The organism is Candidatus Ruthia endofausta, from assembly GCF_013342985.1.
GTDB lineage: Bacteria > Pseudomonadota > Gammaproteobacteria > PS1 > Pseudothioglobaceae > Ruthia > Ruthia endofausta.
In genome coordinates, this window is sequence record NZ_CP054490.1 from 502,299 (window position 1) to 514,292 (window position 11,994).

General features: G+C 36.3%; 17 protein-coding genes. 2 read left to right on the forward strand and 15 right to left on the reverse strand.

All coding sequences use genetic code 11. The features are described 5' to 3' along the window. Positions 1–64: 64 nt before the first annotated feature. Positions 65–1,147: an iron-sulfur cluster carrier protein ApbC gene (gene apbC / locus HUE58_RS02670; RefSeq protein WP_174605514.1), complete on the forward strand. Its 1,083-nt coding sequence runs from the start codon at positions 65–67 to the stop codon at positions 1,145–1,147. A gap of 163 nt (positions 1,148–1,310) precedes the next feature. After that, positions 1,311–1,490: a hypothetical protein gene (locus HUE58_RS02675; RefSeq protein ID WP_174605515.1), complete on the forward strand. Its 180-nt coding sequence runs from the start codon at positions 1,311–1,313 to the stop codon at positions 1,488–1,490. Between the two features lie 386 nt (positions 1,491–1,876). On the opposite strand, the gene HUE58_RS02680 is transcribed toward HUE58_RS02675, so the two are convergent. From HUE58_RS02680 to HUE58_RS02745, 15 genes are all read right to left on the reverse strand, one after another. Beyond that, positions 1,877–2,077: a hypothetical protein gene (locus HUE58_RS02680; protein ID WP_174605516.1), complete on the reverse strand. Its 201-nt coding sequence runs from the start codon at positions 2,075–2,077 to the stop codon at positions 1,877–1,879. Between the two features lie 263 nt (positions 2,078–2,340). Further along, on the reverse strand, positions 2,341–2,679 hold the full coding sequence (gene fdx / locus HUE58_RS02685) for an ISC system 2Fe-2S type ferredoxin (protein WP_174605517.1): 339 nt from the start codon (positions 2,677–2,679) through the stop codon (positions 2,341–2,343). A 27-nt stretch (positions 2,680–2,706) separates the two neighbouring features. Next, positions 2,707–4,551, reverse strand: coding sequence for a Fe-S protein assembly chaperone HscA (hscA, locus tag HUE58_RS02690; protein ID WP_174605518.1), 1,845 nt, complete (start codon positions 4,549–4,551; stop codon positions 2,707–2,709). Then, positions 4,551–4,868 (reverse strand): hypothetical protein, encoded by a 318-nt coding sequence (locus HUE58_RS02695; RefSeq protein WP_174605519.1) that lies wholly within the window; start codon positions 4,866–4,868, stop codon positions 4,551–4,553. Before HUE58_RS02695 ends, hscA begins: the two co-directional genes overlap by 1 nt. 14 nt (positions 4,869–4,882) lie before the next feature. Then, positions 4,883–5,008: a hypothetical protein gene (locus HUE58_RS07115; protein ID WP_277998016.1), complete on the reverse strand. Its 126-nt coding sequence runs from the start codon at positions 5,006–5,008 to the stop codon at positions 4,883–4,885. Then, complete coding sequence (gene hscB, locus HUE58_RS02700) at positions 5,005–5,517, reverse strand: Fe-S protein assembly co-chaperone HscB (protein ID WP_174605520.1); 513 nt, start codon at positions 5,515–5,517, stop codon at positions 5,005–5,007. Before hscB ends, HUE58_RS07115 begins: the two co-directional genes overlap by 4 nt. Positions 5,518–5,528: 11 nt before the next feature. Continuing rightward, positions 5,529–5,852, reverse strand: a complete 324-nt coding sequence (gene iscA / locus HUE58_RS02705; RefSeq protein ID WP_174605521.1) for an iron-sulfur cluster assembly protein IscA — start codon at positions 5,850–5,852, stop codon at positions 5,529–5,531. Positions 5,853–5,854: 2 nt separating this feature from the next. After that, positions 5,855–6,232: a Fe-S cluster assembly scaffold IscU gene (gene iscU, locus HUE58_RS02710; RefSeq protein ID WP_174605522.1), complete on the reverse strand. Its 378-nt coding sequence runs from the start codon at positions 6,230–6,232 to the stop codon at positions 5,855–5,857. Positions 6,233–6,305: 73 nt separating this feature from the next. After that, positions 6,306–7,526 (reverse strand): IscS subfamily cysteine desulfurase, encoded by a 1,221-nt coding sequence (locus HUE58_RS02715; RefSeq protein ID WP_174605523.1) that lies wholly within the window; start codon positions 7,524–7,526, stop codon positions 6,306–6,308. Between the two features lie 2 nt (positions 7,527–7,528). Further along, on the reverse strand, positions 7,529–7,948 hold the full coding sequence (locus HUE58_RS02720; RefSeq protein WP_174605524.1) for an Rrf2 family transcriptional regulator: 420 nt from the start codon (positions 7,946–7,948) through the stop codon (positions 7,529–7,531). 85 nt (positions 7,949–8,033) lie between these two features. After that, positions 8,034–8,732: a serine O-acetyltransferase gene (cysE, locus tag HUE58_RS02725; protein ID WP_174605525.1), complete on the reverse strand. Its 699-nt coding sequence runs from the start codon at positions 8,730–8,732 to the stop codon at positions 8,034–8,036. Positions 8,733–8,790: 58 nt separating this feature from the next. Next, the gene (locus tag HUE58_RS02730; protein ID WP_174605526.1) at positions 8,791–9,630 is read right to left on the reverse strand and encodes a lysophospholipid acyltransferase family protein; all 840 of its coding nucleotides are present in this window, start codon (positions 9,628–9,630) and stop codon (positions 8,791–8,793) included. Beyond that, complete coding sequence (locus HUE58_RS02735) at positions 9,623–10,414, reverse strand: PP-loop family protein (RefSeq protein ID WP_174605527.1); 792 nt, start codon at positions 10,412–10,414, stop codon at positions 9,623–9,625. The genes HUE58_RS02730 and HUE58_RS02735 overlap by 8 nt, the downstream gene beginning before the upstream one ends. After that, positions 10,393–11,532 carry a M61 family metallopeptidase gene (locus HUE58_RS02740; RefSeq protein WP_174605528.1) on the reverse strand — a complete coding sequence of 380 codons (1,140 nt, stop codon included), beginning with the start codon at positions 11,530–11,532 and terminating at the stop codon, positions 10,393–10,395. Before HUE58_RS02740 ends, HUE58_RS02735 begins: the two co-directional genes overlap by 22 nt. Before the next feature lie 151 nt (positions 11,533–11,683). Beyond that, positions 11,684–11,986, reverse strand: coding sequence for a M61 family metallopeptidase (locus tag HUE58_RS02745; RefSeq protein ID WP_174605529.1), 303 nt, complete (start codon positions 11,984–11,986; stop codon positions 11,684–11,686). Positions 11,987–11,994 lie beyond the last annotated feature (8 nt).

The window sequence follows — 11,994 nt, forward strand, 5'->3', positions numbered from 1 at the left end:
GGGTGGCTTATATCGTTATACGATAAAATATCGCTATTATTTTACTTAATTGGATACAATAAAAATGGCAGATTTAACGAACAAGCAAATTAAAGATACTTTATCCAAAGTTGTTGATGTTTATACCGAACAAGATATTGTTTCTTCAAATGTCATTAATGATGTTAACATTGATGGTGACAAAGTGCAAATTGACATTGAACTTAATTACCCTGCTAATAGTTATCACGCTACTTTATCTAGTGCTATTACTGATGCATTAGCAGAAGCCAATATTAACAATGTTAGCGTTGATATTAAAACCAAAATTGTTAAATACACCACTCAAAAAGGAGTTGATGTCCTACCAGAAGTTAAAAACATTATTGCAGTTGCTTCAGGCAAAGGTGGTGTTGGCAAATCAACCACTGCGGTTAATTTAGCATTAGCATTACAAACAGAAGGCGCCAAAGTTGCTATTTTAGATGCCGATATTTATGGCCCTTCTCAACCTAGAATGCTAGGCGTTAGCAAAGCTAAGCCAGAATCCACCGCTGAGGGTAAATTATTACCTATTTTGGGTCATGGTATGCAAAGCATGTCAATTGGCTATTTGGTTGATGAAGACAATCCTATGATTTGGCGTGGTCCTATGGTCACCCAAGCTTTAGAGCAAATGCTAAGAGACACCTTATGGCGTGGTATTGATTATATGGTGATTGACTTACCACCAGGCACAGGCGATACACAATTGACACTATCACAAAAAATACCAGTTAGTGGCTCTGTGATTGTAACAACCCCACAAGACATTGCACTAATTGATGCTAAAAAAGGCTTAAAAATGTTTGAAAAAGTCAATATTCCTATTTTAGGTATTGTTGAAAACATGTCGTTACATATTTGCTCTAAGTGCGGGCACGAAGAAGCTACTTTTGGTACAGGTGGCGGTGAAACCATGGCAGCTGATGCAGGTGTTGAGTTTTTAGGTGCACTCCCTTTAGAGATGGACATTCGAACTGACGTTGACGAAGGCACACCAACCGTTGCCAAAAACCCAGAAGGCAGAGTAGCTGAGATTTATAAAGAAATCGCCAAAAAAGTTAGTGCCAAACTCACCCAACAATCTCGCGCAACTAGTGCTTTCCCAAGTATTACCATTGAGTAGCACTAAATAGGCAAAATAGAGCGGCTTAAAGGCAGGTTTATTGACATCATTCAATGGGATATGATTGGCCATGCACTTTTGTTTGACAAGCTTAACAGAAATCCAAGCGATTAGTACCTGTATGACACCTTAAAAGTTGCGCGAAAAGTAGTTACTAATGCCAATGAATTTATTAAAACATTTAAGTGATATTAAAAAAGTCATTAAAATTGAGCGCCAAGAAAAATATTGCGGTGTTGTTTATACCAATGATTTAGACAACCCTGACTTTGTCAAAATATTTCACCCAAACAACCTAGGTAAAGTTTGTGGTAGTAGTAAAAATCCGCTAATACCACGATGATTATTGTCTAAAGACAAACCAATGGAGATAGGAACAGAATTCGAGTCCAAAAAAGCACAGGGCTTGGTTTCTGCTATTTAAGCATTATCAGCTATACTTTTAATCCTTAATGCAATACACCTGAAGCGTCATATAGTATACAAGTAGCCCCTATTGTTTTTGTATTATACTCACCCAAAACAACTTTAATTTCACTATGGCAATAGGGACTTTCTCAATACGAATCTTGTTGGCTCGTTGAACCAAAGCAAGTGTGATTAAACCCATCACACTACTGGTTTTAAAGGCTTATCATCAATGGCAAAATTGGTGAGTTACTCGTTGTTATCGAATGGCAACTTAAGGCTTAATTTTCCATAGCTTTTACTGCTTGTATTGTTGTCTCCTTATCCAAATTCAAAACTGATTAAAGGCGTGAGTTCAACTTCTATACCGAGAATATTGCCTTTGATGTTGTCGTTTAGCTCAGAGATGGGTTGAATGGTTTTAATGCTATAATCTAGCTCTTTTGAACTAAGTCCATGAATGCTGATTTGCATGCGACCAGAACCAAACTGATTAAAAAACTCATTGGCTTTGTCATTCATCAAGTTTTCGGCTTTATTAATGGCTTAAATCACTAGCATTGTCTGAGTTTGTAGAGCCTAGGGCGTTGCGTAGTGTGCTACCCTCTTCTTTGAGTAAGGTGGTTGTTTTGGGGTTTTTTTTGTTAACAACGGTTTAACTGTACTTAGTGTTTAAATCTAGGTAAGTGGGTTTATCGAATTAAAAAATATTAAATATGAACTTTATTGATGATAATATCATAATATATATTAAATTATAAGTCTTGCCTAAAAAAAATAAGGTCTTAATGGTTTTCAGAGACTTGATTGATTGTGTATTTTGGAATTTCAATCACCAAGTCAGTGTCACCTACAATTGTTTGACAAGATAGGCGCGATTCTGGGTCTAAGCCCCAAGCCTTATCCAATAAATCATCTTCGGTTTCATCTGACTCCTCTACTGAATCAAACCCTTCGCGCAGGTAAATATGGCAAGTTGTGCAAGCATTTGACATTTCGCAGGCGTGTTCGATTTCAACGTCATTGGCAAGTAGTGCATCACAAACACTAATGCCTGATTGGGTTTCAATAACAGTGCCTTCTGGGCATAATTCATGATGGGGTAGTACAATAATTTGTGGCATATAGTATAGGCTTTCTAAATATTTTTGTTAAAATTCATCAACATTATGGCCTTGCATGGCTTTCATAACAGCGTTGTTCATGCGCATCTCAACAAATTTTGAACAGCTGTTCTCAAGATTGTTAATGGCAGCTTTAATGGCTTTTTCATCATCAGAATGAGCAATGTCAAACAGTGTAGTTCTTACACTTAAAATATTATTAAGCATTTTATCATCAAGCATGTGCTTGTCTTTTTTAAGTGCTGAATCTATGGCTTGAATGCTTCTGTCTGCCTCTACTTGTGTTTCATGAAGCTGTCTGGTTTGAATGTCAGTTTTGGTAAATAAAACAGAATCTTTAAGCATCTTCTCCATTTGCATATCTGTTAATCCATAAGATGGTTTGATGGTGATATTTGCTTTAACGCCTGATATTTGCTCAATAGCACTCACAGATAACAAGCTATCAGCATCCACTTGAAACTCTATGCGAATACGAGCACTACCTGCTACCATTGGCGGAATACCTTGCAAATCGAATTTAGCCAATGAGCGACAATCTTTAACCAACTCCCTTTCACCTTGAAGTACATGAATACTCATGGCAGTTTGTCCGTCTTTAAAAGTGGTAAATTCTTGTGCACGAATAATGGGAATTGTAGTGTTGCGATGAATGACTTTTTCCACCAATCCGCCCATGGTTTCAAGCCCAAGTGATAAGGGTAAAACATCTAATAAAAGCATATCATCTTGTGGTTTATTACCAGCCAAAATATTGGCTTGTATCGCCGCCCCTTTAGCAACCACTTCATCTGGGTTAATAGAGCATAAAACAGGTTTGTTAAATAAATTACTCACCATAGAACGAAGCAAAGGTATGCGTGTAGAGCCACCTACCATAATAATATCTTTAATGCTTTCAGTCTCAACTTGCGCGTCTCTAATGGCTCGTTTGGTTAAAAGTAAAGTGCGTTTAATAAGTACTTTGGCTAGCGTTTCAAATTTTTTCTTAGTAATGCGATAAGGCTTTTCAATACAGTCAAATTCTGCAAACTCATGACTACTCAAAGTTTCTTTGGCGGTACGCGAAAATTGCTTAATCTTTTGCATTTGAGTAAGTGTCAGTTTATTAATACCTAGTTGCTCAATGCAATCATCAATAATCAGTGCATCAAAATCATCACCACCCAAGGTAGTATCACCGCCTGTTGCTAATACCTTGAACACACCTTTACTAAAGTTTAAAATTGAGATATCAAACGTACCACCGCCTAAATCATAAATTGCATGCACACCCTCTTCACCCGACTCCAAGCCATAAGCAACTGCTGCTGCTGTTGGTTCATTAAGCAAACGTAAAGTTTTAAGGCCAGCCAAGGTTGCTGCATCTTTGGTTGCTTGGCGCTGTGCATCGTTGAAATAAGCAGGCACTGTAATTACTGCGCCAGATAACGCATCACCTAGTGATTTTTCAGCGCGTTGCTTAAGTGAAGATAAAATACCAGCAGAAATTTCAACCGCAGATAAGTCCCCCATAGCAGTGTGAAACAATACATTATTACCATTTTCAAGCAATTGGTAAGGACAATTTTTAAATGTACTAACTTCTTTATAGCTCATGCCCATAAAGCGTTTGACTGAAATAATGGTATTGGTCGGATCAGTGTTTGCATAAGGACAAGCATCACAACCAACCGTTAGTTTATCATCCTTACCACAATGCACAACTGAGGGCAAAATTGCCTTGTTATTCTCATCCATGAGAATTTTGCTTTGACCATTCATCACAGATGCAACCAATGAATTAGTCGTGCCTAAATCAATACCAATCGTTAATTTATGCTGATGTGGTTCAGATGTTTGACCGGGTTCTGATATTTGTAGTAAAGCCATTATTTTGTAGAAGGGACCACAGAATTTAAAATTTTATTAAAAGTATTGTTAAATATAATCTCAGAGCAAGGGTTATGGTCTTTGTAGAGTTTGACCTTATACTTATTTTTATTTTTTATACACTCATTACGCTTTTTTGCCGCTTCAATAAAAGATTTTTTGCTATTCCAGCCACCAAATTTTTCTTGTGCAATAATGTCTGGATTGATATAAGTTGTATTATCAAGCCATGAATGAGTTAATAACTGTTCAGTAATAGTTGTTTTCCCAGTACCATTCGGACCTGCAATAATAATTAAAACTGGTTTTGACTGCATTTCTTATTTATTTTTTAGGATTTTAACTGCATTTTTTCTATCGCTTGTTTATTGGCAATCTCAGCATTTTTATCAAAACTCTTGAACAATTTATCCAATTCAAAAATAGATTTTTCTTTTTTATCAAATTTCTTTTTCATAGCCATTCATCTATTAATTGATTTGCTTGCATGCTTAACTGTTTATAAAATTTCAGCTCTCTAACCAGACTCTTAATTTGTACAAGATTATTTTCCTCGAAAAAAGTCTGAATTTGTTTAATATTTTGACTAATTTTTAGATTTATATTGTCAATAAAATTGTCCAATTTCAGCTCATCTTTACTAGCTCGAATTATCTCTAAAGCCTCTCTTAATTCAATTTGAGCCATTAAAAAATCAACATCCATTTGAGTATCTGTTTCATCAAATGCGTTAATACCATTTAGTTCTAATAAATAATTAGCACGATTAAGTGGAGATTTTAAGGTGTTAAATGCTGTGTTAATTAACGAGGTATTTTGTAATGCTAAAACCCTTTCTTTATCACTATTAGAGGCAAATTTATCAGGGTGAAATTTTGCGACTTGTTGTTGGTATTCAGTGTTAAGCTTAGTGATATTTATATCAAAGTCAACTGCTAATGAAAACAACTCAAAATAGTTTTCCATTTTTTAAACAACTAAACCGTAAAAGATTCGCCACAGCCACATTCAGCTTTAGCATTTGGGTTGTTAAACTCAAAACCCTCATTTAAACCTTCTTTAACATGATCAATTTGCGTACCATCTAAATAAATCAAACTCTTTGCATCAACAATAACTTTAACACCATTGCCTTCAAACACAGTGTCATCATCGTTAGTATTATCAACAAATTCTATGTTGTAACCAAGACCAGAACAACCTGTAGTTTGCACACTAAGGCGAATACCCATACCAAAACCGCGATTGGTTAAAAAATCAACAATACGCCCTGCTGCACGGTCAGTTAAAGTAATTGCCATTATTAAACTTTACTTTTAATGTTATTAATAGCTGCTTTAATAGCATCTTCAGCCAAGACTGAGCAATGTATTTTAACGGGTGGTAAAGATAACTCTTCTGCAATGTCAGAATTTTTAATTTCTGCCGCTTCATCTAGTGTTTTTCCTTTAACCCATTCTGTTAATAATGAACTTGATGCAATGGCAGAGCCACAACCATAAGTTTTAAACTTGGCATCTTCAATTATGCCATTATCATCAATCTGAATTTGCAAACGCATCACATCACCACATGCGGGCGCACCCACCATGCCTGTACCAACATTTTTAGCATCTTTATCTAGCACACCCACGTTACGTGGATTTTCATAATGATCCATTACTTTTTTGCCATACGCCATCTCTTTCCTCCTTTTAAGTGTTTATTGCCATTCTAGTCTTGTTGTGAACCCTTAACCCGTGTATTTGTTACGCTTATTTAATGTGTGCTGCCCACTCAACTTTATTGATATCAATTCCATCTTTAAACATATCCCAAAGTGGTGATAAATCACGTAATTTATCAACTTTAGAGCGTACCAAATCAATGGCTTTATCAACTTGCGTTTCAGTTGTATAGCGTCCAATGGTAAATCTAATTGACGAGTGTGCCAATTCATCACTCAAGCCCAATGCACGTAAAACATACGACGGCTCAAGACTTGAACTGGTACAAGCTGAACCTGAAGACACGGCAATATCATTAATAGCCATCATCAGCGATTCACCTTCAACATAGTTAAAACTGATGTTTAAATTTCCTGAAATACGATTTTCCATATCACCATTAACCACAACTTCTTCCATGTCAACAAAACCTGCCAACAAGCGATCACGTAATTGTCTAATTTTTTCATTTTCTTCAACCATTTCGGCTTGAGCAATCGCAAAAGCCTCACCCATACCAACAATTTGATGTGTGGCTAAAGTACCTGAACGCATACCTCGTTCATGACCACCACCATGCATTTGCGCCTCAATACGTACACGCGGCTTACGACGCACATAAAGTGCACCTATACCTTTGGGTCCATAAATTTTATGAGCTGAAAAGCTCATCAAATCAACGGATAATTTTGATAAATCAATCGCTACTTTACCTGCTGATTGTGCTGCATCAACATGGAAAAAAATCTTATTCTCACGACATAGATTGCCAATGGCTCCAATATCTTGAATCACGCCAATTTCGTTATTAACATGCATGATTGACACCAATATGGTATCTTCACGTATCGCATCTTCTAAAACATTCAAATCTAACAAGCCATTTGGCATTGGGTCTAAATATGTCACCTCAAAGTCTTCACGCTCTAGTTGTCGACAAGTATCCAACACCGCCTTGTGTTCAGTTTTTAATGTAATAATATGCTTGCTTTTTTTATGATAAAAATGCGCAATACCTTTAATAGCTAAATTATCAGATTCGGTTGCACCCGAAGTCCAAACAATTTCTTTTGGATTGGCACCTATCAAATCAGCCACTTGCTGTCTGGCTTTTTTAACAGCCTCATCAGCTTGCCAACCGTAATAATGAGAATTTGATGCTGGATTACCAAAATCACCATCCATGGTTAAGTGTTGCATCATTTTCTGGGCAACACGCTCGTCAACGGGTGTTGTTGCTGAATAATCCATATAAGTAGGTGTTAACATATTTATATTCCTTTATTTGAGTTATGATCGTCAATCACCATTTGCAAGGTTTTACCGTTCAAAAATGTTCTAATTTGTTCACTAACTTCACACCACAACTGGTGGGAAATACATTGACGCCCATTATTGCACCCTCTAATACCTTTACAACGACGCAAATCAATATTTTCATCCACTGCCTCAATGATTTGAGTTAAATTAATATCACAGGCTTTAGCATCAAGCAAGTAACCACCACCTGGGCCACGCACACTTTTAACCAATTCAGCGCGACGCAACTTGGCGAATAATTGCTCCAGGTAAGACAATGAAATATTCTGTCTTTGAGAGATAATGTCCAAGGTAACAGGCTTTCCAGTATCGTTAGATGCCAAATCTAACATTGCAGTTATTGCATAACGACCTTTGGTTGTTAATTGCATATCAGTCCATTCTAGTTAATAACGAGAGATGATTATACACTTAACCAAGTTATTTAGTCAAGTAAATAACCTTAATATTAGTTGGTTATTTACTTTCAATTTCCAAATCATTCACAGAGGTGTCTTTTTGGTCTTTGATGTTCAATTCTTTTGAAACTTTGTGCAATTGCGAATCCACATCGTGTAAATGTACCAAGATAGAATTGATAGCTTTAACAGTAGGGTCATCAACATCACCACCCACAGCATAAGAATCAAAATGGTCTGATTTAATTTGGTTATTTTTCAGAACACGGCCAGGCACACCAACAACCGTTTGAGATTCATCAATAGATTTAACCACAACAGAGTTTGAGCCTACTCTAACGTTATCAGCAAGTGTAATCGGACCTAGTATCTTTGCACCAGCACCAATCACAACATTATTACCCAGAGTGGGATGGCGTTTACCTTTTTGCCAAGTTGTCCCACCAAGTGTCACTCCGTGATATAAAGTACAATCATCCCCAATTTTAGCAGTTTCACCAATCACCACACCCATGCCGTGGTCAATAAAAAAACGCCGACCGATAACAGCGCTTGGATGAATTTCAACACCTGTGAACCATCTTGCTAATGATGATATAAATCTTGCCAACCATTTAAATTCTAAACGCCATAATCGATGTGCTAAACGATAAAACAACATGGCTTGCACGCCTGAGTAGCAAGTTACAATTTCAAAGATGTTTCTAGCAGCAGGGTCACGATCAAAAATACTTTGAATATCTTCAATAAATTTCATGGCTAGAATTATATCATACAGCACTAATGTCTTAAATTACGTTTATACGCAAAAATCCTTAGTAATTAATAACCGATTTAAAACGCTTATAATTCCATAAATACTGCTCTGGCTGGGTTGTAATCAAATCTTCAATGACTTTATTCATCAGCAATGCGTCATCTTCAAGTGTGTTGGCGCTAGACAGCACTTTTACTGGTTTAAGATTAAGCTCGTAACCTTTAGCATCTGGCAAGCGTTTTGTCCATGCCATAACCACTTGAGCATCATTCTTCCTAGCAAGTCTTACCAATAAAGTCATCGTGTGTACATTTTGTGAAAAAAATGGCGCTAAAACACTCCCCACTTCACCCGGATCTTGGTCGGGTAATATGGCAATGAGTTGTTTGTTGTTAATTGCTCTTTGCAATTTGATAACACCTTTTTTATTGGCTGACGCCATTAGCAAATCGCCCTGCTGTCGTTTTGAGAGTAATAATGTGTTTTTCTGTTTATCTTTTAACTCCTTGTACATAAACACGACTGGCTCAGATAATGATACCATTCTAGCCACCAATTCCCAACAGCCAAAATGAGGTACTAATAAAATAACGGCTTTGTTGCTTTTAAGATGCTCCATGCCTATTCTTTTTGTCACGTATTTGGCATTATCATCAAAATTTCTAAACCAAATAAGCCCAGACTCACTTAAACCCTTGCCTGACTCTATGAGTGATTTTTTAATCAATGTTTGTTGTTGTTCTGGATTTAATTTTGGAAAACAAAGTTGAATATTTTTACTCACCACAGCCTTGGAGTTAGACTTTATTAAATACAGATATTGGCCAATCAATGTGCCAACAAAATGGTTTAACCTCAGTGGCATGATTGAAAAAATCCAAAGAATAAATCTAATCATTCAAGTCTTCCTTGGTTTCATCTAGCATGGGCTTCATGGCCCTTAGTAGGTTTTTATACAAATTAGGCGTGCGCTTTTCTTCAGTTAACAACCACTGTTTAAAATGTGCTCGTTCGGTGGGCATTTGATAGCAAGCTGGACAGGAATCTTTAATCACGGGCAAGTATATTGTTTTGGCAAAATCAGCCACTTGTCTTTCTCGAACATACACTAGTGGTCGAATAATACGTAAATCTTTTGCGTCGTTAATGTAATGTGCTTTCATAGTTTGAATTTTGCCATTATGACACATTGACATCATTAGTGATTCAGCTAAGTCGTCTAAATGCTGCCCCAATGCTAAAACATTGTAGCCTTCACGCCGTGCCACTTGGTACATTAGTCCTCGCTTAATGCGTGCACAAAAAGAACAATATGAATTACCCTTTATACTTTTTTCAGCTTGCTTCACAATAGGAAAGGTTTCAAAAAAATAAGGCGTGTCAAATTTTTTAAAAAAACTTTCCAAGACTTGTGGCTCAAAACCATTCACTTGAGGGTCAATCGTCACCACGCCAAGTTCAAAATGAATTGGCGCAGAGATAAGAAAATGGCGCAAGATATGGAATAAGCTCAGCGAGTCTTTACCTCCAGACACTGCTAAAAGTACCTTATCATCCTCTTTAATCATTTTAAAATCACTCATTGCACGCCCGACTGGCTTGAGCAATAATTTTAGCGAAATTATTCTAGGCTTAACAGCGCGTATTTTTTTAGGGTTATTTATTTTGCTTGTGAAAACCATTTCTTTTGTCTTCCTAAGGTTTCTACACTCACTTCTTCATGGTTAATGGTGACGATTTTATCACCTACATACAGCCCAGATTTTTGTGCACAAGTGCCTGAAAATACAGTTGTAATTTGAGCAAACTCTCCTTTGGTATTAATGTTAATACCGGAATTAGACACCTCTTTTTTATTAACGTTAAAGACGCAATCTACACCAACATAGGCAAAGGTTTTTTGTAGTGGCAACTCTTTTACGCCATATAAATAATCATTTAAAAAATCAGACAAATCGCCCCTAACCAAATCATTGACAATACGCCGTATAGTGTTGTCCTCCAGTCCAAACTTTTGATAATTCTCCCAAGCAAATTTTAAAACACCATTCAACGATACTTTGTCATTGGTGCATTGTCTAATATTGATATCAAGTACAAAAGCAAGTAATGCGCCTTTGGTGTAATAACTAACAATAACATTAGGAGCATTTTCGTCTTGTTGGTAAAACTTAGTCCAAGTGTCATAACTAGATTCTAGCAAGGATTGTTTTTGCCTGCCTTTGGATTGTTGCACTCGCGTTATGGTTTGGGCAAAAAGGGTTAAATATTGCTTTAGCGTTAAGATTTTAGTGCGCAATAAAGACAGTTCATCATAATATGAGGTAAAGCCTTCAAAAATCCACAACTGCTGAGTGTAGTTTTCTGTGTTCAAATCTAATTGATGAAAGTTAGCAGGTTTAATGGTTTTAATCCAGCAAGCATAGAAATATTCATGCAAGCATAAGACTAAAAATCTTGTGTATTCTGGTGTTATATCATCTTCACCAGATACTGGCATTTCTTTCCTAGAACAAATAAGACTTGAAGAATTTTTATGCTCCAATCCATCATAAGCATTTGTCCTAACCAAGGTTAAAAATAAGTACTCATCAAATGGAATAGCGCCGTTAAAGAAATTAATATGGTGAGTGCATATAATCGCCAAATCCTTTGCTAGACGTTTAATATCTGCGTTGTGCTTTCCAGTGATTGCCATTTTGTGGCTAATGCCTCTTGCATCAAACTCTAGCTTAGTAAAAGCTATCATTTCTACAGGATGGTCAATCAAATCTTGATAATTATGAGTAATAAAACTCATAATTATCTAACGCAGTCAAGCCCATAGCACATGACCAATTGCCTAATGTTTAATTTTGATTGGTAAATTTTATGTTTAGTTCGCATGAATCTGACTCAAATCCTAAAGGTAATAAAACAAACTACTGCCATTAAAAAGGCACGTTTGTTATCTAAACAAGCCAGCCTAACTGATAATCAAAGGCATAAACTCCGTATTTAATACTTAGTACATTTTCACAAGGATAAGCAATCCAATGGTTTTTATCGAGTTTTTTAATTGGTATTTGTTGGTGGTTACTTCTAGCCTTAATCCTGATGATATTTTTAGTAAAATCGCGAATCAGATAACTATCAGGAATCCAGCTGGGTAATGAAAATACTTGTTCTAATAAATTAGGGTTGTTTAGTGTTAATACAACCTTGAAAATATGAGTATGAAGATCTTTAATAGCAACTGTGTATTTAATGTTCATAAGGCGTT